26 protein-coding genes, 1 tRNA gene and 1 pseudogene are annotated in these 24,037 nt (G+C 61.9%); 12 read left to right on the plus strand and 16 right to left on the minus strand.

All coding sequences use genetic code 11. From position 1 onward, the window contains the following. Together CO657_RS09020 and metG are read right to left on the minus strand one after the other, a co-directional pair. Complete coding sequence (locus tag CO657_RS09020; RefSeq protein ID WP_012557710.1) at positions 1–783, minus strand: TatD family hydrolase; 783 nt, start codon at positions 781–783, stop codon at positions 1–3. Between the two features lie 4 nt (positions 784–787). Continuing rightward, the gene (metG, locus tag CO657_RS09025) at positions 788–2,338 is read right to left on the minus strand and encodes a methionine--tRNA ligase (protein ID WP_012557711.1); all 1,551 of its coding nucleotides are present in this window, start codon (positions 2,336–2,338) and stop codon (positions 788–790) included. A 235-nt stretch (positions 2,339–2,573) separates the two neighbouring features. Here metG and CO657_RS09030 point away from each other — a divergent pair, with 235 nt between their 5' ends. After that, complete coding sequence (locus CO657_RS09030) at positions 2,574–3,362, plus strand: sulfite exporter TauE/SafE family protein (protein ID WP_054183115.1); 789 nt, start codon at positions 2,574–2,576, stop codon at positions 3,360–3,362. 19 nt (positions 3,363–3,381) lie between these two features. Here CO657_RS09030 and CO657_RS09035 read toward each other — a convergent pair whose 3' ends face one another. The 4 genes from CO657_RS09035 to CO657_RS09050 form a co-directional block, all read right to left on the minus strand. Further along, the gene (locus CO657_RS09035; protein WP_054183114.1) at positions 3,382–4,407 is read right to left on the minus strand and encodes a DNA polymerase III subunit delta'; all 1,026 of its coding nucleotides are present in this window, start codon (positions 4,405–4,407) and stop codon (positions 3,382–3,384) included. Positions 4,408–4,415: 8 nt separating this feature from the next. Further along, on the minus strand, positions 4,416–5,096 hold the full coding sequence (gene tmk, locus CO657_RS09040) for a dTMP kinase (protein ID WP_054183113.1): 681 nt from the start codon (positions 5,094–5,096) through the stop codon (positions 4,416–4,418). Positions 5,097–5,228: 132 nt separating this feature from the next. Continuing rightward, positions 5,229–6,311, minus strand: a complete 1,083-nt coding sequence (locus CO657_RS09045; RefSeq protein ID WP_245292967.1) for a D-alanyl-D-alanine carboxypeptidase family protein — start codon at positions 6,309–6,311, stop codon at positions 5,229–5,231. Between the two features lie 287 nt (positions 6,312–6,598). Then, positions 6,599–7,693 carry a septal ring lytic transglycosylase RlpA family protein gene (locus CO657_RS09050; protein ID WP_054183112.1) on the minus strand — a complete coding sequence of 365 codons (1,095 nt, stop codon included), beginning with the start codon at positions 7,691–7,693 and terminating at the stop codon, positions 6,599–6,601. A gap of 392 nt (positions 7,694–8,085) precedes the next feature. On the opposite strand from CO657_RS09050, the gene CO657_RS09055 reads away from it, so the two are divergent. Then, the gene (locus CO657_RS09055) at positions 8,086–8,289 is read left to right on the plus strand and encodes a hypothetical protein (protein ID WP_054183111.1); all 204 of its coding nucleotides are present in this window, start codon (positions 8,086–8,088) and stop codon (positions 8,287–8,289) included. 30 nt (positions 8,290–8,319) lie between these two features. On the opposite strand, the gene CO657_RS09060 is transcribed toward CO657_RS09055, so the two are convergent. Next, the gene (locus CO657_RS09060; protein ID WP_054183110.1) at positions 8,320–8,646 is read right to left on the minus strand and encodes a GYD domain-containing protein; all 327 of its coding nucleotides are present in this window, start codon (positions 8,644–8,646) and stop codon (positions 8,320–8,322) included. A gap of 258 nt (positions 8,647–8,904) precedes the next feature. On the opposite strand from CO657_RS09060, the gene CO657_RS09065 reads away from it, so the two are divergent. Further along, positions 8,905–8,994 (plus strand) — tRNA-Ser (locus CO657_RS09065). Positions 8,995–9,087: 93 nt separating this feature from the next. On the opposite strand, the gene CO657_RS09070 is transcribed toward CO657_RS09065, so the two are convergent. From CO657_RS09070 to CO657_RS09080, 3 genes and pseudogenes are all read right to left on the minus strand, one after another. Next, entirely contained in the window at positions 9,088–9,333 is a 246-nt protein-coding gene (locus tag CO657_RS09070; protein ID WP_197283887.1) for a type II toxin-antitoxin system ParD family antitoxin, read from the minus strand. Positions 9,334–9,856: 523 nt separating this feature from the next. Further along, positions 9,857–10,261, minus strand: a pseudogene (locus CO657_RS38205) (hypothetical protein); the annotation flags it as partial. A gap of 61 nt (positions 10,262–10,322) precedes the next feature. Continuing rightward, complete coding sequence (locus CO657_RS09080) at positions 10,323–10,733, minus strand: DUF3024 domain-containing protein (protein WP_054183108.1); 411 nt, start codon at positions 10,731–10,733, stop codon at positions 10,323–10,325. A gap of 97 nt (positions 10,734–10,830) precedes the next feature. Here CO657_RS09080 and CO657_RS09085 point away from each other — a divergent pair, with 97 nt between their 5' ends. Next, the gene (locus CO657_RS09085) at positions 10,831–11,082 is read left to right on the plus strand and encodes a hypothetical protein (RefSeq protein WP_245292966.1); all 252 of its coding nucleotides are present in this window, start codon (positions 10,831–10,833) and stop codon (positions 11,080–11,082) included. Positions 11,083–11,153: 71 nt separating this feature from the next. On the opposite strand, the gene CO657_RS09090 is transcribed toward CO657_RS09085, so the two are convergent. Further along, positions 11,154–12,581, minus strand: a complete 1,428-nt coding sequence (locus CO657_RS09090) for an MFS transporter (protein ID WP_054183132.1) — start codon at positions 12,579–12,581, stop codon at positions 11,154–11,156. A gap of 135 nt (positions 12,582–12,716) precedes the next feature. Between CO657_RS09090 and CO657_RS09095 the strand changes: the two genes are divergently transcribed. Then, positions 12,717–13,610 carry a LysR family transcriptional regulator gene (locus CO657_RS09095; RefSeq protein WP_054183107.1) on the plus strand — a complete coding sequence of 298 codons (894 nt, stop codon included), beginning with the start codon at positions 12,717–12,719 and terminating at the stop codon, positions 13,608–13,610. A 96-nt stretch (positions 13,611–13,706) separates the two neighbouring features. Beyond that, positions 13,707–13,928, plus strand: a complete 222-nt coding sequence (locus CO657_RS09100; protein WP_003586391.1) for an alkylphosphonate utilization protein — start codon at positions 13,707–13,709, stop codon at positions 13,926–13,928. Here the strand turns inward: CO657_RS09100 and CO657_RS09105 are convergent. From CO657_RS09105 to CO657_RS09115, 3 genes are all read right to left on the minus strand, one after another. After that, positions 13,915–14,757 carry a transglutaminase-like domain-containing protein gene (locus CO657_RS09105; protein WP_054183106.1) on the minus strand — a complete coding sequence of 281 codons (843 nt, stop codon included), beginning with the start codon at positions 14,755–14,757 and terminating at the stop codon, positions 13,915–13,917. The two genes, CO657_RS09100 and CO657_RS09105, sit on opposite strands and share 14 nt — an antisense overlap. A gap of 99 nt (positions 14,758–14,856) precedes the next feature. Beyond that, positions 14,857–15,729, minus strand: coding sequence for a transglutaminase family protein (locus CO657_RS09110; protein ID WP_003586387.1), 873 nt, complete (start codon positions 15,727–15,729; stop codon positions 14,857–14,859). Positions 15,730–16,193: 464 nt separating this feature from the next. Beyond that, a complete protein-coding gene (locus tag CO657_RS09115; protein WP_012557721.1) occupies positions 16,194–16,349 on the minus strand; it encodes a hypothetical protein in 156 nt (51 codons plus the stop codon). Between the two features lie 664 nt (positions 16,350–17,013). Between CO657_RS09115 and CO657_RS09125 the strand changes: the two genes are divergently transcribed. Further along, the gene (locus CO657_RS09125) at positions 17,014–17,268 is read left to right on the plus strand and encodes a GlsB/YeaQ/YmgE family stress response membrane protein (RefSeq protein WP_003586383.1); all 255 of its coding nucleotides are present in this window, start codon (positions 17,014–17,016) and stop codon (positions 17,266–17,268) included. A 67-nt stretch (positions 17,269–17,335) separates the two neighbouring features. Here the strand turns inward: CO657_RS09125 and CO657_RS09130 are convergent, their stop codons facing one another. Next, positions 17,336–17,617 carry a hypothetical protein gene (locus tag CO657_RS09130; RefSeq protein ID WP_003586381.1) on the minus strand — a complete coding sequence of 94 codons (282 nt, stop codon included), beginning with the start codon at positions 17,615–17,617 and terminating at the stop codon, positions 17,336–17,338. Positions 17,618–17,836: 219 nt separating this feature from the next. Between CO657_RS09130 and CO657_RS09135 the strand changes: the two genes are divergently transcribed. From CO657_RS09135 to CO657_RS09155, 5 genes are read left to right on the plus strand one after another with little or no spacing between them, the layout of a single operon-like run. Continuing rightward, entirely contained in the window at positions 17,837–19,729 is a 1,893-nt protein-coding gene (locus CO657_RS09135) for a peptidylprolyl isomerase (RefSeq protein ID WP_012557722.1), read from the plus strand. A gap of 8 nt (positions 19,730–19,737) precedes the next feature. Further along, positions 19,738–20,754 (plus strand): anthranilate phosphoribosyltransferase, encoded by a 1,017-nt coding sequence (gene trpD, locus CO657_RS09140; RefSeq protein WP_003586378.1) that lies wholly within the window; start codon positions 19,738–19,740, stop codon positions 20,752–20,754. 9 nt (positions 20,755–20,763) lie between these two features. Further along, a complete protein-coding gene (gene trpC / locus CO657_RS09145) occupies positions 20,764–21,576 on the plus strand; it encodes an indole-3-glycerol phosphate synthase TrpC (protein ID WP_012557723.1) in 813 nt (270 codons plus the stop codon). A 1-nt stretch (position 21,577) separates the two neighbouring features. Then, complete coding sequence (gene moaC / locus CO657_RS09150; protein WP_012557724.1) at positions 21,578–22,075, plus strand: cyclic pyranopterin monophosphate synthase MoaC; 498 nt, start codon at positions 21,578–21,580, stop codon at positions 22,073–22,075. Continuing rightward, positions 22,072–23,295, plus strand: coding sequence for a molybdopterin molybdotransferase MoeA (locus CO657_RS09155; RefSeq protein WP_012557725.1), 1,224 nt, complete (start codon positions 22,072–22,074; stop codon positions 23,293–23,295). Before moaC ends, CO657_RS09155 begins: the two co-directional genes overlap by 4 nt. Positions 23,296–23,314: 19 nt before the next feature. Here CO657_RS09155 and CO657_RS09160 read toward each other — a convergent pair whose 3' ends face one another. After that, positions 23,315–23,974, minus strand: a complete 660-nt coding sequence (locus tag CO657_RS09160; RefSeq protein ID WP_054183105.1) for a class I SAM-dependent methyltransferase — start codon at positions 23,972–23,974, stop codon at positions 23,315–23,317. Between the last annotated feature and the right edge of the window lie 63 nt (positions 23,975–24,037).

Below are 24,037 nucleotides of genomic sequence, written 5' to 3' on the forward strand. Positions count from 1 at the left end.
TCAGACCCTCGGCATCTTCGTGAACAGGCGCAATGCGTTCTCCGTCGTCATCCGTGCGACCTCCGCGTAGGAGAGGCCGATCGTCTCGGCGAGCACCTCGGCGGTGTTGACGACATAGGACGGTTCGTTGCGCTTGCCGCGCCAGCGCTTCGGCGCCAGATACGGCGCATCCGTTTCCACCAGCAGCCGATCCTGGGGGATCGTCTTGGCGATCTCGCGCAGCTCTTCCGATTTCGGGAAGGTCAGGATGCCCGAAAAGGAAACATAGCCGCCGAGTTCGACGCCGGTTCGCGCCAGTTCCGGACCTGCCGAAAAGCAATGGAGGATGAAGGGGAAAGCCCCCTTCCCCGTTTCCTCGGTCAGGATCGTTGCCATGTCCTCATCGGCGCTGCGGCTGTGGATGACGAGCGGCAGCTGTGTGGCGCGCGCCGCCGCGATATGGCGGCGAAAGCCGGTCTGCTGGTCCTCGGGCTTCTGCGTATCGTAGAAATAATCGAGGCCGGCCTCGCCGATCGCCACCACCTTCTCATGGGCGTTGGCAAGGCGCACCAGATCTTCCGTCTGGATATCCAGCTCTTCGTCGGCATTGTTCGGATGCGTGCCGACCGAGCAGAACACCGAAGGATATTTCTCGGTGATCGCAAGCAGCCGGTCGAGCTTGCGCACCCGCGTCGAAATCGTCACCATTTGCTTGACGCCCGCCTGATGGGCGCGCGAAACGATCTCGTCGCGCTCCGCCTCGAAGTCGGCGAAATCAAGATGGCAATGCGTATCGATCAGCACGGCCTCAAGCCTCCGGAGCCACGTAGCGCGGGAAGACCGGCGTCGGCGCTTCGAGCGGCGTTCCGGCAAGGAGACGGCCGGATTCGCCAAGAGCAGCAAAATCGCGTTTGTCTGCAGGTGCCGCGACCAGATCGAGCAGCTTGCCCGAGGAATCCGGCATGAAGGGCTGCAGCAGGATGGCGATCTGGCGTACCACTTCGGCGGTGACGTAAAGCACCGTGCCCATGCGCGCCGGATCGGTTTTCTTCAGCGCCCACGGCGCCTGGCCGGCGAAATAGCGGTCGGTCTCGGAGACGACCGAAATGATCGAGGCGAGCGCCCGGTGGATCTGCTGCTTGCCCATGTCGTCGCGCGTCGAGGCATGCAGCGCATCGGCCTGCGCCAGCATAGCCTTGTCTTCATCGCTGAGCACCCCGCATTCCGGGATCTTGCCGTCGCAGTTCTTGACGATCATCGACAGCGAGCGGCTGGCGAGGTTGCCGATGCCGTTGGCGAGGTCGGAGTTGATGCGGATACCGATCGCCTCTTCGCTGTAGCTGCCGTCCTGGCCGAACGAGACTTCGCGCAGGAAGAAGTAGCGCACCTGGTCGAGGCCGAAATGGCTGACCAGATTGACGGGATCGACGACGTTGCCGAGTGATTTCGACATCTTCTCGCCCTTGTTGAGCAGGAAGCCATGGGCGAAGACCCGCTTCGGCAGCGGCAGCTTTGCCGACATCAGGAAGGCCGGCCAGTAAACGGCATGGAAGCGGATGATGTCCTTGCCGATAATGTGCACATCGGCTGGCCAATATTTCGCCCGCGGGCCGTTCCTGTCCTCGATGTAGCCGGTCGCGGTGATGTAGTTGGTCAGCGCGTCGACCCAGACATACATGACATGGGCGGGATCGTTCGGCACCTTGATGCCCCAGTCGAAGGTCGTGCGCGAGACCGAGAGATCCTTGAGGCCGGATTTGACGAAGGAAATCACCTCGTTGCGGCGCTCGGCCGGGCCGATGAAATCGGGGTTCGCCTCGTAATGCGCAAGCAGCTTCTCCTGGTATTCGGAGAGCTTGAAGAAGTAGCTTGCCTCTTCCACCCATTCCACAGGTGTGCCCTGCGGCCCGTAGCGCACGCCGTCGGCGCGCAGCTCCGTCTCGTTTTCCTGGTAATAGGCCTCGTCGCGCACTGAATACCAGCCGGCATAGCTATCCTTGTAGATGTCGCCATTCTCGGCCATCAGGTTCCAGATATTGCGCGATGTTTCGTGATGACGCTCCTGCGTGGTGCGGATGAAGTCGTCATTCGAAGCGTTCAGCAGCTTGGCCATCGCCTGGAATTCGCCGGAGTTGCGGTCGGCAAGCGCCTGGGCGGTAATCCCCTCGGCGCGCGCCGTCTGCTGCATCTTCTGGCCGTGTTCGTCGGTGCCGGTCAGGAAGAACACATCCCTGCCATCCAGGCGCTGGTAGCGCGCCATCGCATCCGTCGCGATCAGCTCATAGGCATGGCCGATGTGCGGCTTGCCGTTGGGATAGGAAATCGCGGTGGTGATGTAGAAGGGTGTCTTGTCTGTCATGGCGGCCAATGTCCGGCTTACTCTATAAAAATGGTCAGCCGCTCTTAGCGCATGTCACCGTCAAGCGAAACATCAAGTTTTGCCGCTGCCAATGATTTCCGGGACGCGGGCCGCGGTGAACTTGACTCAGCTTCTGCCGCAATCTACCCGTCATGGAAAAGAGGGCGAGGCAGAACGAAGTGCCAGTTTTCATCTATCCGGTTTGTCGTGGCCGTGCGCCGTCGGAGGCGCTTGATTGACGTTCGAACCTCTCTATTCACTTTCGGGGCTGTTTGTCGGCGCGCTCGTCGGCATCACCGGCGTTGGCGGCGGTTCGCTGATGACACCGCTGCTGGTGCTGCTCTTCGGCGTCCATCCCGCCACCGCCGTCGGCACCGATCTTCTCTATGCGGCGATCACCAAGACCGCCGGCACCGCCGTTCACGGCATGCACGGGCGCGTCAACTGGAAGATCGTCGGCAGTCTTGCAATCGGCAGCGTGCCGGCCGCCCTGCTGATGCTCTGGCTGCTGGCGGGCGTCGATCGCAAAAGCATCGGCGTCACCAATACCATCACCACGGCGCTCGGCTGGCTTCTTGTCATGACCGCGATCATGCTGGTCTTCCGGGGGCCGATCCTCGAGCTGGCGCGCCGCGCCATTGGCGACCGCACGCCGCCGCAGCCGAGAACCATCATTGCCCTCACCGTCATTCTCGGATTCCTGCTCGGCGTCCTCGTCACCCTGACCTCTGTCGGTGCCGGCGCGCTGGGTGTGACGATCCTGCTCGTCCTCTATCCCAGGCTCGATGTGCGCGAGATCGTCGGTTCCGATATCGTCCATGCGGTCCCGCTGACCCTGATCGGCGGCACGGGCTATTGGCTGATCGGCGAAATCGACTGGCCGATGCTGTTTGCCCTGCTCATCGGTTCCATCCCCGGCATTATCATCGGCAGCCTTCTGGCGCCGAAGCTGCACGAGCGCACCATCCGCATCGTCCTTGCCGCGACACTCGCGGTCGTCGCCGTCAAGCTGCTGACCGGCTGATCGGAGAATCAGGACGGAATTAGAGACCCGGCTGCTTGATATCGGCGAGAATGCCGATGATCGTCTGTTTGCGGTCGAGGTTATAGGCATCCGAGATGGTCAGCCGTTCGGTGATCTCGGAATAGAGCCGCGCCAGCCGCTCTGCAGCTGCGATCTGCCCCTCGCCTGCCGCTGCGCGTGCCCGGTTCATGATGTCGTCGCCGACATGGCTGACGAAGAAATCGAAGATCGTGTCGCTTTCCTTCCCCGAAAGCGCGTCGGCCAGCCGATGCATCGCCTTGCGGGCCGTCGGCCCTTCGGCGGCAAGCATCTCGTCATAGGCGGCAATGATCTCTCCGCCGCCGTAATTCAGCAGTTTCAGCGCCTCCCCGACGCTGCCCTTGGCGGCCGAAAGCACCGCCCCGCCCTCGCCCGATATGCCGAGATGGGCAAGCGCCGCCATGAGCGCATCGTCGGCAAGGGGCGCCAGCTTCAGCGGCAGGCAGCGCGAGCGGATCGTCGGCAGCAATCGTCCCGGCGCATGCGAGAGCACCAGGAACAAGGCCCGCTTCGGCGGCTCTTCCAGAATCTTCAAGATGGCGTTGGCCGCATTGCGGTTCATGTCGTCGGCCGGATCGATAATGACAATCCGCCAATTGCCGGTTCCTGAGGTCTGCGAGAAAAATTTACCGGCGCGGCGCACCTCGTCGACGGTGATCGCCGACTTCACCTTGCCGGTCTTTTCATCCACGGGCCGGGCGAGATGCAGAAGATTATGCGAGGCGCCGGAGTTGATCTGCCGGCTGACGGACGAGGCAGGATCCGGATCGCCGATCGTCTCCGGCGCGGTGGCAGGATCGGGATAGGAGAGCACGTGATTGGCGAAGCGGAAGGCGAGCGTCGCCTTGCCGATGCCCTCAGGCCCCTCTATCAGGATGGCGTGGTGACCCTTGCCGGACCGGTAGGATTGCGCAAGGAAGGCCTGCGCCTCCTCATGGCCGAACAGCCTGGTATTTTCGCCCGGCCAGATGGCGCCGTCGAGCAGTCCGGGCCTTTCTTCACTCATAACGGGATTCACTCATGATGTGCGGCTTCCGGCATGCGCGCATGGCCTGCAGGCGACATGAGCTGCCGGACGATCGCCACGATCTCGGCGGCGATTGCTTCCTCGCTCTGCATGGCGTTGATCACATGACAGCGCTCCGGCTCGCGGACGGCGATATCGAGAAAGGCTTCGCGCCGTTTCTCGTGGGTTTCAAGCCGCTCTTTCTCGAAGCGATCGGGAGCGTCGGCGGCGGCGCGTTTCTGCGCGCGCTCCAGCCCGATCTTGGCGGGGATGTCGAGGATCACAGTGCAATCCGGCATGACGCCGTTGATGGCGATGCGCTGCAGCGTCTCGATGAAATCGGGCTCGAGATTGCCGGTGACGCCCTGGTAGACGCGGGAGGAATCCATGAAACGGTCGCAGAGCACGATCTTGCCGGCAGCCAGTGCGGGGCGGATCACCTCTTCGACATGGTCGTTGCGCGCCGCCGCAAACAGGATTGCCTCCATCCGCGTGCCGAAGGCCTCAGCAGCCCCCGACAGGAGCACGTGGCGCACGGCCTCGGCGCCCGGCGATCCGCCCGGTTCCCGCGTCACCAGCACATCGTGACCGTCGCCCTTCAGCGCCTCGGCGAGGCGGCGGATCTGCGTGGATTTCCCAGCGCCTTCCCCACCTTCAAACGTAACGAACAATCCCGTACCGGATGACAATGACAACTTCCCGCATTCCAGGCGCCGCACGCGCCTTGCTTCTTCTATCTATCCGAAGACAGCAGGAAGGAAAACCTTTCGCCGCGGCGACATATTCACCTTTCCCGGCAAATTGCATCGGAAAACCGGCGCTCAGCCCGGCGCGGACTTGTCCCAGAGCCAGGAGAAGAACAGCGATTCGCCGAGTTCCAGCATGGCGTCAACAGCCCGGCTGCTGAGCGAGCCCTCGCCGACCGCCTGCACGGTATAGAGCGGCACTTCCCTGAGCAGCCGGCTGCCTGCAAAAATCCTGAGCGTACCTGCCTGGGTATCCGGTTGCACCGGTGCTGCCAGCGGCCAGCGATAGATGATGCGCGCCGACAGCCGGTCGGGATTGCTGATCGGAATATAGACGCTGACCGGCGCCTTGGCCACGAGATCGACTGTGCGCGCCGTGCCGCCATAGACGCTGGCGGCGCCGATCACTTCGTTCTCGGCGAAGATCTGCCGGCTCTCAAAGGCCGTCAGCCCCCATTCGAGCACCCGCTTGGCCTCCTCCGTCCGCTCCTTGTCGGAAGCGATGCCGGCAAGCGCCAGAAACAGCCGTCTTCCGTCGCGCTCAACCGACGCGACGATCGAATAACCCTCGCCCTCGGTAAAACCGGTTGCCAGCCCGTCGGCACCGAGATCGAGCCCGAGTAGCGGATTGCGGTTGCGCTGGAAGATCTTGTTCCACTCGAAATCCGGCTGCGCAAAATAGGGGTAGAGGTTCGGATAGGACTTTTGCAGGGCCGTGGCGAGCGTCACCATCTCGCGCGCCGTCACCTTGCTCTTTCTATCCGGAAGGCCGGTGGAATTGCCGAACTCGGCTTTCTCCATGCCGAGTTCACGGGCGCGCCGCGTCATCGACTCGGCAAATTGCTGCTCGCTGCCGGCCATGCCTTCGGCGAGGATAATGCAACTGTCATTGGCGCCCTGGATGGCGACCCCTTTGATCAGGTCCTCGACGCGCACGCGCGATTTGAGGCTGGCAAACATCGTTGCCGTCCTCGACGGCGCGCCGCCGGTTCTCCAGGCATATTCGGAAACGGGATATTCGGTATCGAAGGTGATCTGGCCCTTGGTCACCGCGTCGAAGACGAGATCCATCGTCATCAGCTTGGCGAGCGAAGCCGGCGAAAAGCCTTGGTCCTCGTTCTTGGCGAGAAGCACCGTGCCGGTGGCGGCCTCGATCATATAGGCCTGCGCCGCCTTGGTGGCGAAACCGGCGGCGCCGCTATCGGCCGCAAGCGCTCCGGTGGTCAACGGCAGGAGGCATGCCAAAGCAATTCCAGCAAAAGTGCGCAGCGGTTTTGCGTCCGGAATTGCGTGGAAACAAAAGGTTAGAGCGGTTCTGCGCTTCGATAGGAAGCTGAACTGGTCTAAACGGCGAAGCACAGGCTTCAGCATCAGGAGTTTCCATTGATCGAGCGGCGTGTCGTCAGGAGGTTAGAGCGAGAGGAAATCCGATGCAATCGCCGCGCTCAGCGCGGGGCGAATTTGGCCTGACGACGCTTGGCCGAGGCCAGGATCGACTCCTGCGTCAGCCCGTCATTGCGCGCCATCACCGCGTCGAAGGCGAGATCGACGGTCACCGTCTTCACGTCCTCATTCTGGTAACCGAGCGCGAGGGAGCTGAGCGGCCGTTCATAGGGCATGGGACCAATCTCCGGCAACACGACCATCTGGTCGAAGGCCTGCGGGGCATTGTTTGCGGACGGTGCCGGCGGCGCAACCAAGACATGGGCACCCGGAGCAAGAGCGGGCGCCGCAGTATATCGGGCGCTCGGCGTCGAGCCGGCATAGGAGGTCGCCGACATCGGTACCGGCACGCTGGCCGGCGTCTCGTAATCTTCCGAACTCTGCAGCTGGTCGCGGGTGATCTTGCGGCTGTTGGAGGCGACCATCACGCCGGTTGCGATCTGGCCTTCCGGATTGACGCCGGGAATACGGCTGCCCTTCGGCGAGTAGGAGGCCATCAGATAGGGCATGTCGTGGCCGTCCATACGGGCACGGCCGACATATTGCACGCGCACCTTGCCGGTGCCGCTATGCTGCAGATCCAGCATGTCGGCCGTCTTGTTCGACAGGTCGATGATGCGGCCCTCGTGATAGGGGCCGCGATCGTTGACGCGCACGATCACGGAGGAACCGCTTTCGAGATTGGTGACGCGCGCATAGCTCGGCAACGGGAAGGTCGGATGCGCTGCAGAAAGATGCATCTGATCGTAGACTTCGCCGTTCGCCGTCAGGCGCCCATGAAAGGCCGAGCCATACCAGGAAGCGACGCCGACCTTGTTATAGGCGAAGTCTTCCTTCGGATAATACCACTTGCCCTTCACCTCGTAAGGATTGCCGACGATGTAGCGGCCGCCGCCCTTGGGAATATTGTTGCCGGTGGCGACCCGCGGGCTCGCCTTCACGCCATATTCGGATTCGGAGAAATATTCTTTGCCGTGGGCTTTCTTCTTCGGCACCGCCTGCGTCGTGCCGCACGCCGCAACCGTCGCACACATCGCCGATACCGCCAGCCACCGTGCTGTCGTTGCGAAAGACGCCGCCCCGTATCCCAATTTCATATGTCCCACGCCGCTCAAAGATCGTTATGGTTAAGGAACTTTGCCCCATACTGGGCCAATACGCCTTATCCCCGCCCGCCTAACGAGGCTTTAATCTTGCGAAGTTCGTGGCAAATTTACGAACGATTTCGCAGCGATAGCCATAATTCTCGTGATTATGGTTTATAAACCACTAACGCGAGCCCTGTCGCCCTGCCCTGCCGCTGCGGCAAAGAAGCCTGAAATTCCCGTGCCGATGCGGGGCATATGGTAAACATCCGGCCGCTTCAGACGCCCGAAAAGCTCCATATTGAAACGCCGCCGGCACGGCTCCATCGCCGATCTACCTCGATCCTCTCCGGGAACGAAATGTCCGCCAAGGGCTTTGAGGGTTATGCCTATGGAGGATCACTATGAACGATGAAACCATAACACAGCTCGACACCGTGAGCCGGCAGCTGAATGTTCGAGCGCGCGCGCTTTCTGAGTTGGATCAAGAGAACGACATCGCAATGCTGATGTCGGCACTTGCGGTGACAATGGAAGCGGTTCGCTCTCTTTGCCAGGATATGAACCAGCTAAACGGTCCGAAAGGCCTCGGATCCGACGGACGCTAAAATAGGATGATTTAGGCCGGGCCTCCGCCCCTATGTTGCCGGCGGGCGATACCGCACCGACTTCGCCTTTCCCAAGGCTTCGATCGTATCCTCGACGCTGAGGAGGACCGTGGTTTCCATGGAACTGACCGCCCCTCCCGCCCCGATAGCAAGCGCGACGGCCGCCATCGAGACGTTATCGGGCGCCTCCCACAGATTCCAACCATCATGCTCGCCAAAGGCATACCAGAACCCATGGAGCTTGCCGCCCACCGATTCGATGTAACGACGGGCCGCCTCCCGGCGATCCTCGGGATTATCGATCATGCGCGCCCATGTTTCGGGCGTGTAGCTGAAGCGCGTGAGATACATGGCCATGGTTTTTTCCTCCGCCAGATCAACACAGTAAACGCTCAAGCCGGCGACAACGCCAGTCATTTCCAATGAGCGAACGGGCAAAGACCTATGCGCTGGAACTGCAATCGGCGCAGATGCCGACAAATGCTGACGGGCAAGTTGACGCTGCTACCAAAGCTGCTAAAAAGCCAGCCATCGAATGATTGGGTAGCAAACCGGAAGCAATGGCCGGTTCGTAGAAATCAACGGAATGTCGATTTCTCAACCTTTCAATCAGATGGAAGAGTGTCCGAGTGGTTTAAGGAACCGGTCTTGAAAACCGGCGTGCGGGAAACCGTACCGTGGGTTCGAATCCCACCTCTTCCGCCATACTGCCGGTCGGCAAAATTTTGCTTGCACGATCTCAGAATGACGGTCGATCCAGCATGAAATCTTCCGCCTCAACGGAAAGGCGAAAACCCATTAGCGATTGCCTTGCCGCGTTTCAGCACGTGTCAGAGCAGCCGCAAAAAGCTCGTCTTTTGAGCGGTTGCCGATGCCGCTATTCAGGCCATCATCGATAAAACGCTGCATGGCCGCGATCTTGTCGTTGCGCGTTTGATCCCTGCGGATCAGATCGCGCACGTAGTCGCTCGCATTTGCGTAGCGCCCTGTTTTCGTTTGTGCTTCAACCCAGTCTTTCATGGGATCAGGCAAGAATACGTTCATGGTTGCCGTCGTGACCTCCATGCGGCAATATGGCATGGCTTGGCAAAGATTTGGCTGATGGCCGGGCAATTGCCTTTACAACGCCGGGGGGCGTGTCCCACATGTTTTCTAAGTTTGCGGTGCAGCCCGATTAAGGGATTTAGGGCCTGGATATAGCATGATCGGCAGCTGAGGAGGCCGCACCCGCTCACGAAAACAGCGAGTAGACCCAGATGCCAACAGAACCCCAGAATATCACCGGCATCAGTATCATTCCCACAACGAAAATCTTCGTCACCGCAAAACTCCGCAACACTATCAATGCTGCGCAATCTATTACGGTGACCGTGAGTTGCTATGGGCACGAAGTCCGGGACCGATCGGACCTTGGTCTAAGGTTCGACCGCTTATTGCATGCGAGGATGTGCTGCGCGGTGATCTCAGGCTCTTTTATCTGCTGTGGCTGATGGCCGTCCAGGCGGAGGCTGTTGGGCCGGAAGTGGTGGCGCCCCTGCCTGGGCTCGAGGGCGATCCGCATATGGCATGGCGTCAGCGCCGCGAGCCAGCCCGATCCGTCGTCGTCCCAGTCATCATCATCAGGCTCCGACTCCTCGGGCAGGATGTCGAGGATCAGGTTCTCGCCCGATGTCCTAAGTTCGGCGCCATCGACCACACCGAGAAATCCATCCACGCGCTGCTCGTCGATCAGGCGCTTCGGGAAACGGATCATCAGGCGCCGCGTCCCCCAGTTGGCGAGATAGAGGTGCATGTCGAACCAGCGTTCCATGAGGTCGACGGGCTCACCCTTGAAGTCGCCCCACTCGTAGGAATTGGTAAAGCTCGTGGAGGTGATCCGCGCCCGCGTCGATAAATCCCGAAGGGCTCGGCGATCTGCGTCGTTGAGTGGGCGATCGATCGCTTGGAACTCGTAATATTGATATTCGCTCATAACAGTGGCTGCCGGGATTTCATCGTGGACGAAGGCGGTTCAAGTCTGCGTTATGCCTTGATCAGACCGGATGCAGTATGCCGTCAGTTTCGAGGATTCGAAGCGCCTCGGCAAGTGTCACCCCGGCATGAAGCCGCCACCATTTGCCCGTGTGCCGCATCCAATAGATATCGTACCGATCTGGTCCCATACGGTCGATACGGGCGAAGGGGGCGTCGAACTCCTCGCCGCGATTGTGATCCATGCCGGACCTGTAGCGCTGCATGAAACGATACCGATTTCCCGCCCATGAGCCTCTGATATCAACAACATAGTTCCATTCTGTCTGCCGGATTTCAGGCAGGAAACGTGGCTTCAGGATATTGCGAATGAAGGCCTCGCAGGCAGCAATAATAGCCTGTTTCTCGAGAACGTCGGCTGCAGCCGGTTTCTCCCTTGGGGATACTTTGACCCATTGTTTCTTGCGCGCCATATCCTCGACCCATATTATTGATGCCGAATTGTATCCCACGAACTACGAGGGATAGAATAGCAAACCACCGAAAGGCGAGCGGCGCGATAAAATTGGGATGGCAGCCACGGAAATGGCTCGAGAAAAAGGCCAAGCGAGGTATCCGCGGCTACCCAGGACGGACGAGACCGTTATCGCCGAGATCGTTGCATTCCTGCGCGAGAATGACGTGAAGTCGGTGGCGGCGATGGATGGAATCTTCGGCTGCCCTCACGAAGAGGGAATCGACTATCCTGTCGGTGAGGCCTGCCCGCAGTGCTCCTATTGGAACGGGCGAAACCGCTTTACAGGTAAGCTTGAGGCAGATTGAATTCCTAACGGCCTGCGCCCGAAGATCCGGTCCGAGCCGGCAGCAGGTTCGCATCTTCCTACCAGGCGCGGTCATGCTCCTTCGGAACTGGTTCGCCGCCGGTAAGTCCCGACCGCGATGGTCAGCGCGATGGCGATCAATGCGGCTGCGACGCCGAAGGTGATCTGCATGCCTGAATGAACGGCCTCGGGACGTGCCGCGGCGATCTCTGAGCTCGCCGACCCGTGCGCGAACACGGCTCCCATGACGGATGCGCCGGTAATCAGCCCAAGATTGCGCGACAGGTTGAGCATGCCGGAGATGACGCCGCGCTGGTCGGGGTGCACATCTCCCATGACGGCTGTGTTGTTGGCTGCCTGGAACAGCTGATAGCCAGGCGTTAGCAGAGCGATGCCGGCGATATAGCCGGCAATTCCGGGCAGCACGGCGAGAGCGATGGAACCGGCGGCCATGGTGACGAGCCCTGCGGCAACCACCAACGGCGCGTCCAGACGATCGACGAGGCGGCCGGCTGGGACACCGCTGAGGATGGAGATCACCGGACCGATCGACATGACGGCGCCAACCAGCGCCTCGTTGAGCCCGAGCGCACGGGAGAGATAGAAGGGCGCGACCACCAGCGTCGCCATCATCACTGTGGAAACGAGCCCGTTCATCGCCAGGCTGGCGGTGCGCACGCGATCGCGGAACACCGCCAGCTGGATCAACGGCGATGCCGTTCTCGCCTCGGTGAAGACGAAGAGGCCGGCGCAGAAACCGGCCATGAGCAGCAGGGCGAGGTTCAGCAAGCCAAAGCTGCCATGCCCAATCGTCATCGCCAGCGCATAGGCCGACAGCGTCAGGGCATGCAGCAGCGTGCCCACTCTGTCGAAGCCGGCCCGATCCTTCTTCCTCCCGCCGATATCGTCCGGCAGACAGCGATAGGCGAGAACGAAGGTCGCCAGGCCGAGCGGCACGTTGACGAGGAAGATCGCCGGCCAGCCGAAATAGGCGATCAGCAGACCGCCGAGCGAGGGCCCAAGAGCGGTGCCGATCGCCGACATCGTTCCGAGCAGCCCCATGGCGCTGCCGATCCTCGCCTTCGGCACCGTTTCACCGACAAAGGCCATGGTCAGCGCCATCATGATCGCCGCGCCCAGACCCTGCAGCGCGCGCGCCGCAATCATCAGCCACAGCGTCGGCGCAAGACCGCAGAGGACCGAGGCCAGCGTGAAGAGCAGGATACCGATGAGCAGCAGCCGTCGCCGGCCGGTGACATCGCCGAGCCGCCCGACGCTGACGATCAAAGTGGTAATGGCAAGGAGATAGGCGAGCACGATCCACTGGACATCCTGGAAGGCGGCATCGAACCCCCGCGCCAGGCTCGGCAGGCCGACATTGGCGATGCTGGTGCCGAGCGATGGCAGCAGCATCGAGAGGGAAAGGCTGGCGAGCGCCCAGCGGGCGGAATAGGGGCGTTCGGCGGCGGCCTCGCCGGGCCCTGCAATGATCGGTTTCACCGTAGACTCCGTTTTTCTCGCTCCGGAATGGGAGCCGCCGGCAAACATAGTCCTCCGCCAAATATGGCGGAACACGCAGCATTTGCATTCTATTCGTGCGTTGGACGCCATATGAAGCCGTGTTATATCGGATGCATGTCGACAACCGATCTCAACCTGCTCGTCACCCTGGATGTGCTGCTTGCCGAAGGCAGCGTTGCCCGCGCCGCCCACAGGCTGCGGCTCAGCCCGTCGGCCATGAGCCGGGCGCTGGCGCGACTGCGCGAGACGACGGGCGATCCGCTGTTGGTGCGCGCCGGCCGCGGCCTCGTCCCCACGCCCCGGGCGCTTGAACTGCGCGAGCGGGTCGGCCGGATCGTCGAGGATGCGCAAGCGGTGCTGCGCCCTGCCGAGGTGCTTGATCTCAAACGCTTGGTACGGACGTTCACGCTGCGCAACAGCGAAGGTTTCGCCGAGACCTTCGGACCCGATCTGATCGCCCGCCTCGGTGGTGAAGCGCCCGGCGTGCGGCTGCGCTTCGTGCAGAAACCGGATAAGGACAGCGCCCCGTTGCGCGACGGAAGCGTCGACCTGGAAACCGGCGTCGTCGGCGAAACGATGGGACCGGAGGTGCGGGCGCAGGCCTTGTTCCGCGATCGTTTCGTCGGTGTCGTGCGGACAGGGCATCCGTTCTGCCAGGGTGAGGTCACGCCCGCCCTGTATGCTGCCGGCCGCCACATCGCCGTCTCCCGGCGCGGGCTCGACAAGGGACGGATCGATGAAGCCCTCGATGCGCTCGGGCTCGAACGGCAGATTGCCACGATCGTCGGTGGGTTCTCCACAGCGCTGGCGCTTGCCCGCACCTCGGATCTGATCGCCAGCGTTCCGGAACGGCACACGGGGGCGTTGCGCCAGGGAATGCACAGTTTTCCCCTGCCCGTTCCGATCCCCGAGATCACGCTTTCCCTGCTGTGGCATCCAAGGATGGATGCCGATCCGGCCCACCGCTGGCTGCGCGGCTGCGTTCGGGAGGCCTGCGCGGCAACGTGATCGACGAACGATCAATCGGATGGTCGTGGTTGACTATCCCGCGTCGACGTGATTTCCCGCCCGAGATCATCAGGCGAATTGTGAGGTGGGAACATCATGGCCGACATCATCGTAAAGGACAGCAACGGAAGCCAGCTTCACGACGGCGATTCCGTAACGCTGATCAAGGATCTCAAGGTCAAGGGAACCTCGGAGACGCTGAAGCGCGGAACGCTGGTCAAGGGCATTCGCCTGACCGACAATCCAGGTGAGATCGAGTGCAACACCAAGCAGGTCAAGGGTCTGGTGTTGAAAACGGAGTTTCTCAAGAAGGCATAGGATCGGCCTTATCAGCTGCTTCCTGCGGCACTTCCTCGGTGATCACCTCGAAGCGGCAAAGCACTGCCGGCCCGAAGGCCGTCGACATTGCGACGTCGGTGGCGTCGCGGCCGGTGCCCATCAGGATCCTGCCGATTCGCGGCGTGTTGTGGCGGGCATCCACCGTATGCCAGTGGCCGCCGAGAAAGACCTCGAACCAGGCGCTGAAATCCATCGGATTGGGATCGACCGGAACGCCGATATCGCCGAGATAGCCGGTGCAATATCGGGCTGGGATATTCATGCATCGGCAAAGCGCGATGGCGAGATGGGCAAAGTCGCGGCAGACACCTGCCTTGTCGACGAAGCCGCCATGCGCGGTCCGGAGAAGATCGGCCTTCAGATAGTCGAAGGTAATATGGTCATGGACGAAATCGCAGATCGCCTGGACGCGCGCCCAGCCGAGCGGCGTCGACGAGAAGGTTGCCCAGGCGAAATCGGCAAGCCTGTCGGTGTCGCAATAGCGGCTGCCGAGCAGGAAGACGAGCACCTCGTCCGGCAGGTCGTTGATCGCATGCTGGACGGCATCGTCGGGAACGACGTCGGGTTGGCCGCTGTCGTAGATCTCGAACGCCGTGGAAATCGTCGTTACTCCAGCCGGGGCGACGATCCGGCTGCAGGCATTGCCGAAACCGTCGGTATATTCCCAGGCCTCGATCGGCCGGTCGAATGTCAGCACCTGTTCGCTGAGAAGATCGGCGCGGCGCGAAGGATGAATGTTGAGAGCGAGCAGCATCGGCGTCGGCTGTATGCATTCATAGCCCAGATGAAACCCGGCGCGTATCTTCATGGTGGCGTCCTAACATCCCGACAGGTGGCGTGACTATGCAACGCCGATCGTGCTGCCCGGTTCCCGCAGCCGCAACTGTCGCCGCGCCCAAACCGAGGATTACTTGGTGGTGACGTTGACCTGCACCGTCATGCTGTCGAAATCCGCCCCGTCGCCATCATAGCTGCCGCTTAACGGGACGGCCTGACGCGGATCGCGGGCGACGGCGACCCGAATGAGGTCGCGGTTGCCGACGATGCCGTTGGTCGGATCGAACTCCGCCCAGCCTGCGCCGGGAAGGTAAACCTGGCACCATGCATGGGTGGAACCGCCGCCGAGCACGGTGGAGCCGTCCCGGTCGGGAACATAGACATAGCCGGTGACAAACCGCGCCGCGAGGCCGAGGACGCGTGCCGCCTCCATCATCAGCAGCGCAAAATCCCGGCAGGTGCCGGAGCGGAGCTGCAAAGTCTGCAGCGGCGTCTGCGTTCCGTGCTCCATCCGGCGCGCATAGACGAAGCTTTCCCGAATGGCGTAACAGAGCGTCATCAGCATATGCCCGGTCTCGGTCGGGCGCCCCTGGCGCACGAACCGGCGCGCCCAGCGTCCGACCTCGTCGTTGGGGTCGGGATAATGGCGCTGCATGGCCGGCGTCAGATCGGCGATCTCGTCCTTGTCGTAGGAGAACGGATAGGTCAGCGCCTGATCGTCCACCTTGAGGTCGAGGGCAACCTGGGGCGTATGATCGAGCGTGATCCAGGTTTCGAAACGAAGCTCGGACGCCGGCCTCGAAATATCGATGAGCGCCACGCAATTGCCGAAAACATCGTGGATCCAGCGCACATGACTTTCCTCGGGATATATCGTCAACGACGCTTCGATCAGCCGCTGGTCGAAGCTGTCACGCGGCCGGAACATCAAGCGATGCTCGCCGAAATCGACATCCCTGACGTAACGATAGGACGTGATGTGGCGGACGGAGAAAATCGTCATGGGCCGGCTTTCCTCTGCGTGAGGCGCGCCCTGCCAGCTTCCTGCTTATCCCGATTTCTTGTCATATAAGCACATTCGAAAGATTGCTATTCTGCATCAACCGATCGACGGCAGAGCCCGTCCAACCTAAGAGGATAAAATGCATATCATCTGGGACGTTCTGACGCTTATGCTGACAATCGGCTCGCTCTATGGCGGTCGCGAATACCGGATTATTCGCGCCCGTGCCCGCGCCCAGAACTGGGGCAACTTCTGATCCGATTCAGAAGCCTCATCGTATAGGCTGCTGCCGGAACGGTGGCGGATACGTCGAATGACGTAAAGCCAAGCGCTTAAGGAAGTGCTTTATTAGCAGAGACGGCGTCTATCCGTCCATTCTCCCTGTTATTGCCAGCCCGCCTCACCCCAGGCGGGCTTTTTTCGCCGTGATTCTTTTTCCCGCGCCATACTTCTTGGCGCCCGCCTTACTTCTTGGCGCCTGCGGAAAGCACCCGATGTGTCGCATTGTCCATGGCGTGGCTCGCTTCCTGTCCATCCTTCTTCAGCCCGTATGCGGTATTGCCGCAGGCGGACAGCGTGAGCAGGCAAATGCAGGCAAAGGCGATTGCAGCTTTTGACATCAAGTTTTCCCCGGATGGAATGGCGATCAGGGAAAGATGATGCATTCCCCGGCAAAATCAATCCACCGCATACGGAACTCAATGGCGCCACCGGCGTTTACGGAAGCCATCCAACCGGGGTTCACGACATGGATTATCAGATTGCCTTCGCTGCGACCGTTGCGACAGCGTCCTTCCTCGTCTTCATGCTCGTCGTTCACCGGACGTAGAGATTCCCACGCCAGTCGTCTTCCGCAAACCGCCGAGATAGATCCGAGCGCAATAGACCCGGATCTTGGCGCGTGCACCCTTAAATGACAGACAAGAAATATTTCAATTTCCGCAAGTATTATAGCATTTGACAATGTAATACATTTTAGTTAAATGCCATACTTAACTATTCATTAACAATATACTTGCGCGTCGTCCGCTTCCGCTTATGCTTTATGCAAAGGGGAGAGGAACAATGTTTACCAAAAGCCTCATCATGCCGTTGGGATTCGCAATGATTGCCATTGCCGGCCTGTTGTTCCAGATTGCTTCATACGCGTTGAACTCCCCCGTGACCGTGCTGCAGCCGTAAGTCACATAAGTTGCTGAAGCGGCAGGCAATCTCGTAACTGGGAGTGGAACTTCCTTTCGTTTCGTGCATTCTGTGACTCGTTTTGCCAGGAGGGAGATAACCATGGAAAACGCAGGCGTGGGTTGGATTGCAGCCATCATCATCGGCGGCATCGCCGGATGGCTGGCGGAAAAGGTCATGAGCAGCAATATGGGTTTGCTCATGAACATATTGCTCGGCATCGTCGGCGCCATCGTCGCCAACTGGATCCTGGGTCTGTTGCACATCCAGCCGCTGGCCGGTTGGCTGGGTTATCTGATCACCGGCTTCATCGGTGCCTGCATTCTGATTTTCGTCGGCCGCGTCATCCGTCGCTGATTGCCGCAGACATGGTGAAAAGCCGGGCGCGCTTGGCGTCCGGCTTTTCTCTATCCCGAATTGTCTTTCAGCGGCGGCTCAGCAGGCCGAAAACATAGGCGATGCCTGCGGTCACCGCGAGCGCCATGAGCGGTTCTTCACGAACCTTGTCGCGCAGCTGTTCCGTCATCAGCGACGCCTCGTCGGTAACTGCCGACTTTGCCCCCTGCCCGAGCGCGACCACGCTTTCCGTCAGCCGGGAGAGATCGTTGCGAAGGGCTGCGACCTGCGCCGACAGGTCGTCTGCTGCCATATCAGCCTTGACGCGCGCAGCGGTGGATTCGGCGGAAGCGGTTTTCAAGTCGGCCATGGTCTGCTCCTGTTGCATGGGATGCCGCTTCAACGAAATGGCGGCCCGAAAGGTTCCGCCGCAGCCGATCTTTTGTTGGCCGCGGAGCCGCCACGCGGCCGCCGCCGCCCGGCGCAGCTTTTCGCGCGACAAACTCTTCATTTCCTGTCGGGTTTGTTCTAAGGAACGTCGAATGTCCGCCCGCGCGCGGCTCAATGATACTGCGAGGTTTGCGTTTCTATGTTCCATATCCTGAGAAGAGCCGCTCAGACTTGGGTCGCCAAGCTGCTGATGCTTCTGCTGGTCGCGTCCTTCGGCATCTGGGGCGTCTCCCGGTCGCTGATTACCGGCAGCAACAGCACCACGGTCGTGACCGTCGGCGATCAGCATGTGGACGTCAACGAATTCCACCTCGCCTACCAGCGCCAGGTGGCAAGCCTCGGCCAGCAGTTCGGCACGCGTCTCACTCCGGAACAGGCTCGCGCTTTCGGCGTCGAGCAGCAGGTGCTTGCCCAGCTCGTCGCCGGCGCCTCGCTCGACCAGCTCGCCGAAGACATGAACCTCGGCCTGTCCGAAGATCGCCTCGCCCAGCTGATCGCCGACGATCCGGCTTTCAAGGCCGTCAACGGCAAGTTCGATCGTGAACTCTTCATCTCGCGCCTGCGCAACGCCAATATCCGCCAGGACGATTACATCAAGGAGCGCAGCAAGGTCGCTGTCCGCAGCCAGGTCGTCGATGCCATCTCGAACGGCTTCACCGCCCCGAAGACGCTGATCGACGCTCTGAAGCTCTATGGCAATGAAAGCCGCAGCATCGACTATCTGCTGCTCACCAACGCCAATATCGAGCCGATCAAAGCGCCTGCCGACGACGTGCTGGCGGCATGGTTCGACGGCGTCAAGCAGCGCTACCAGGCGCCTGAATACCGCAAGCTCGTCTATCTCTCGCTGCAGCCCGCCGATATCGCCGACGCTGCGACCGTCACCGACGACCAGATCCACGAAGCTTTCGACAAGAGCAAGGACACCTACCGCACGCCGGAAAGCCGCACCATCGAACAGCTGACTTTCACCAGCAAGGATCTTGCCGTTGCCGCCGAAACGGCGCTGAAGGGCGGCACCAGCTTCGACCAGCTGGTCTCCGACCAGGGCAAGACGGCAAGCGACGTGCTGCTCGGCGAATTCACCAAGGACAAGGTTCCCGACCAGGCCGTTGCCGATGCGGCCTTCGCCGTTTCGAAGGACGGCGGCACGACACCTGTCGTCGAGGGCTCCTTCGGCTCCGTCATCCTGCGCATCACCAACATCAAGCCGGAAACCACCAAGAATTTCGACGAGGTGAAGGAGGATATCCGCAAGCAGCTGGCGCTTTCCAATGCCTCGCAGGAGGTGATCAACGTTCATGACCGCATCGAGGATCTGCGCGCCGGCGGCGCCACGCTCGAGGATATTGCCGGCCAGCTGAAGCTCAAGGCCGTGACCGTCGACGCCGTCGATATGACCGGCGCCGACAAGGACGGCAAAGAGGTCAAGGATATTCCCGTCAAGCAGCAGTTGCTCGGCGAAGCCTTCAAGACCGAAGTCGGCGTCGATGCGCCGCCGCTGCCGATCGGCAATGACGGCTATGTCTGGTTCAACGTCCGCGAAATTACCCCGACCCGCGAGCGCCCGGTCGCCGAAGTGCGCGAAAAGGCGGTCGAAGACTGGACGGCTGAACAGCAGAAGGCCGAACTTGCCAAAAAGGCCGAGGCATTGAAGGCCGAGGCCGCCAAGGGTACGGCGCTTGCCGATATCGCAACGCCGCTCGGCATCGCCGTTGAAAGCAAGAGCGGCGTTACCCGCGCCACCGATGATCCGGTGCTTGGCCGCGCCGGCGTCACCGCCGCCTTCTCCGGCCCCGTCGACGCGGTCGCGAGTGCCGTCGGCGCCGATCCGTCGACGCAGATCCTGATGAAGGTCACCGAGGTCAACAGCGAGCCGACCAGCGACGCGCTGAACAACCGCGATGCCCAGATCACCGCCATGGCCAATGCCGCCGGCGACGATATTCTCGATCAGATGGTCAACCTGCTGCAGACGCAGTACGGCGCTCAGATCAACCAGACGCTCGCCGAGCAGGCGACGCTTCGCTAGGAGGCCTTATGACCGATCTGAAGCCGTTCCTGGCCAAGGCCGCAAGCCGCGAGCCGCTGACGCGTGACGAGGCGCGCGCCGCCTTCGACATTCTGATGTCGGGCCAGGCGACGCCCTCGCAGATCGGCGGCTTCCTGATGGCGCTGCGCGTGCGTGGCGAAACCGTCGACGAGATCGTCGGCGCCGTCACCGCGATGCGCTCGAAAATGCTGACCGTCGAAGCGCCTGAAGATGCGATCGACATTGTCGGCACTGGCGGCGATGCCAGCGGTACCTACAATATCTCGACGCTGGCGGCGCTCATCGTCGCCGGCGCCGGTGTCCCCGTCGCAAAACACGGCAACCGGGCGCTGAGCTCGAAATCGGGTGCGGCGGATAATCTCGCCGCACTCGGCGTCAAGCTCGATGTCGGCCCTGAGATCATCTCCCGCTGCATCGCCGAGGCCGGCGTCGGCTTCATGTTCGCGCAGCTTCATCATTCCGCCATGCGCCATGTCGGCCCGTCCCGCGTCGAACTCGGCACCCGCACCATCTTCAACCTGTTAGGCCCGCTTTCCAGTCCGGCCGGCGTCCGCCGCCAGCTGCTTGGCGTCTTCTCGCCGCAATGGCTGGTGCCGCTCGCCGAGGTCATGCGCGATCTCGGCTCCGAATGCGTCTGGGTGGTCCATGGCGACGGCCTCGACGAGATCACCACGACAGGCATCACCAAGGTGGCCGCGCTCGAAGACGGCAAGATCCGCACCTTCGAGCTATCGCCCGCCGATTTCGGCGTTAGCCCTTGCGTGCTCGCCGACATCAGGGGCGGCGATGGCGTCGCCAATGCCGCAGCGCTTCGCGAGGTGCTCAGCGGCGCGAAGAACGCCTATCGTGATATTTCGCTCGCCAATGCCGCGGCATCGCTCGTCATCGCCGGCAAGGTCGAAACGATTCGCGATGGCATGACGCTTGCCGCGCAGTCGCTCGATAGCGGTGCCACCGCGCTTGCCCTCGACAAACTCATCGCCGTTTCCAACGATATCGACTAGGATTGCCCGATGAGCGATATTCTGAAGAAGATCGAACTTTACAAGCGCGAGGAAATCGCCGCCGCCAAGGCTGCGGTGTCGCTTGCCGACCTGAAGGCGATGCAGGCCGGCCAGTCCGCTCCGCGTGGTTTCTACAAGGCGCTCGTTGCCCAGCGTGACGCCGGCAATTTCGGCCTGATCGCCGAGATCAAGAAGGCGAGCCCGTCCAAGGGCCTCATTCGCCCGGATTTCGATCCGCCGGCGCTGGCAAAGGCTTACGAAGCCGGTGGCGCCGCCTGCCTTTCCGTGCTGACCGACACGCCGAGCTTTCAGGGTGCCCCGGAATTCCTGACGACGGCACGGGACGCCTGTGCCCTGCCCGCTTTGCGCAAGGATTTCATGTTCGAGACCTATCAGGTCCATGAGGCGCGCGCCTGGGGCGCCGACTGCATTCTGCTGATCATGGCGTCGCTGACCGATGACGAGGCCGAGCGGCTGCAGGACGAGGCCTTCTCGCTCGGCATGGATGTGCTGGTCGAGGTTCACGATGCCGAGGAGATGGAGCGGGCGCTGAAGCTTTCCTCGCCGCTCATCGGTATCAACAACCGCAATCTGCGGACCTTCGAGGTCAGCCTGACGGTCAGCGAGACGCTTGCTTCAATGGTTCCCGCCGACCGACTCCTCATCGGCGAAAGCGGCATCTTCACCCATGCCGATTGCAAGCGTCTGCAGGCCGTCGATATCAGCACCTTCCTTGTCGGCGAAAGCCTGATGCGAAAAGACGACGTAACGGCCGCCACCCGCGCGCTGCTCTTCGGCGAAGCCGCCATCGCGGCCGAATGATATGAGCGGCGGAAAGCCCGGCCTCACGCATATCGATGCCTCCGGCGAGGCGCATATGGTCGATGTCTCCGACAAGGCCGAGACGGTGCGCATCGCCACGGCAGAGGGCCATGTGAAAATGGCGGCGGAAACGCTGGCACTGATCCGCCAGGGCAATGCCAAGAAGGGCGATGTCATCCGCACGGCGCGCCTTGCCGGCATCATGGCGGCAAAACGCACCGCTGATCTCATTCCGCTCTGCCATCCGCTGATGTTGACCAAGGTCACCGTCGAGATCGAGGAAGATGCCGCCCTGCCGGGCCTGCGCGTCACGGCAACCGCCAAGCTGACCGGCAAGACCGGTGTGGAGATGGAGGCGCTGACCGCCGTCTCGGTCGCCTGCCTTACCATCTACGACATGGCCAAGGCCGCCGATAAGGCAATGGAGATCGGCGGCGTCAGGCTGCTCGAAAAATCCGGCGGCAAGTCGGGCGATTTCCGTCATCCGGAGGCGAGATGAACCTTCTCCCGGTCGCAGAGGCCTTAAGCCGGCTGCTCTCCCGCGCAACGCCCGTCGCGGCATCCGAGACATTGCCGCTCGCCGAGGCTGAAGGCCGCGTCCTGGCCGTCGATCTCAAGTCCGGGATAACCCAGCCTCCCTTCGATGCCTCGGCCATGGATGGCTATGCGCTGCGCCGCGACGATGCGCCGGAGCCGGGCGCCGTGCTGAAGGTCATCGGCACGTCTGCCGCCGGCCACGGCTTCGAAGGAAGCGTCGGCAAGGGTGAGGCCGTCCGCATCTTCACCGGCGCGCCCGTTCCGGCAGGCGCCGACAGCGTGCTGCTGCAGGAGGATGCAGAGAAGATCGAAGACGGCGTCCGCACCAATTTCCCCGTGCGGCAGGGCCAGCATGTACGTCCCCGCGGCCAGGATTTTACCGAAGGCGAAGCCGTGCTCGCGGCCGGCACCGTGCTCGATTTCTCGCGGCTGACGGTCGCTGCCGGCATGAACCGGCCCGATGTCGAGGTCCTCAAACGCCCGCTGATTGCCATTCTCGCAACCGGCGACGAACTGCTGCCGCCCGGAAGCACGCCCGGCCCTTCGCAGATCATCGCTTCCAATACCTTCGGCATCGCAGCCCTTGCCCGCAAAGCCGGCGCCGACGTTCTCGATCTCGGCATCGTCCCGGACGATAAGGTGAGGATTACCGCGGCGATCGATACGGCGCGGGCCGCTGAGGCCGATGTCATCGTCACGCTCGGCGGCGCTTCGGTCGGCGACCATGATCTGGTGCAGGCGACGTTGATCGAGGCCGGCATGCAGCTGGATTTCTGGCGCATCGCCATGCGGCCCGGCAAACCGCTGATGGTGGGCAGCTTCGGCGAGACCCATGTGCTCGGCCTGCCCGGCAATCCGGTCTCGAGCCTCGTCTGCTCGCTGCTCTTCCTGGAACCGCTGATCCGCAAGCTCGCTTCCCTGCCGCCGGTGCGGCGCGAGGCAATGGTGGGGGCAGCCACCCCACTGCGCGCCAACGACCACCGCCAGGACTATATCAGGGCGAAACTGTCGAAGTCCGCCGCCGGAACCTGGCTCGCCGAGGCCTTCGGCAAGCAGGATTCCTCGATGATGAAAGTGTTTGCCCAGGCCGATTGCCTCATCATCCGCCCGCCACATGCGCCGGAACTGCCGGCCGGAGCGCCCTGCCCGGTCATGCTGTTGCGGCCGGATCTTTTGGCATAGTTCCGACTTTCCAACTGCTTCAGGAAAGCGAAAACACGCCCGCCTGCACCATTCCGCCGCTGGACCCCGCGCCAAATTCCGCAACCGCATGCGTCGCGATTCGCTTCAGTTGTGCTTGCGGTAGGTAAGCGCGCTCGGGATCGCCGATCAGCACCTCGATGCCGGCGGACTGGCAACGCCGCAGGAAAGCCATCGCCCGTAAAGCAAGCGCATGGTCGTAGAACAGATCACCGACGACGAGGAGATCAGTCTCCTCCGGCGGCGGTGCCTCGATGATATCGGCGGCGACGGCAACGATGTCCACGCCGTTGATCGCCGCGTTGAGACCGATAGCAGCAATGGCATTGGCATCGACATCGACCGCCGTAACCGCGGCTGCTCCGGCCTTCGCCGCCGCGATGGCGACGAGCCCGGAGCCGGCGCCGAGATCAAGGACGCGGCGGCCGGCGACCACTTCCGGGCGATCGAGCAGATGGCGGGCAAGCACGGCGCCGCCGGCCCAAGGATAGGCCCAGTAGGGCGCCGGATCGGCTTCTTCGCGGCCGGCAAGCCGCCAGAGCCCACTCGCAGGACCTGCCGTATGGAGGAGGATTTCGGGAATGGCCGGGACGGGTGAGACCGGCAGATTGGCCTGGATGAAGGTGACCCGAACGGGATGCGGCATATCGGAGCGCTTCATCATCATGCTCCCTGCCCGCTAGGGCGAGATTCGGCATGCCGCCGTCGAGGAATTCCACGTCGT

This window comes from Rhizobium acidisoli, assembly GCF_002531755.2.
Classification (GTDB): Bacteria; Pseudomonadota; Alphaproteobacteria; order Rhizobiales; family Rhizobiaceae; genus Rhizobium; species Rhizobium acidisoli.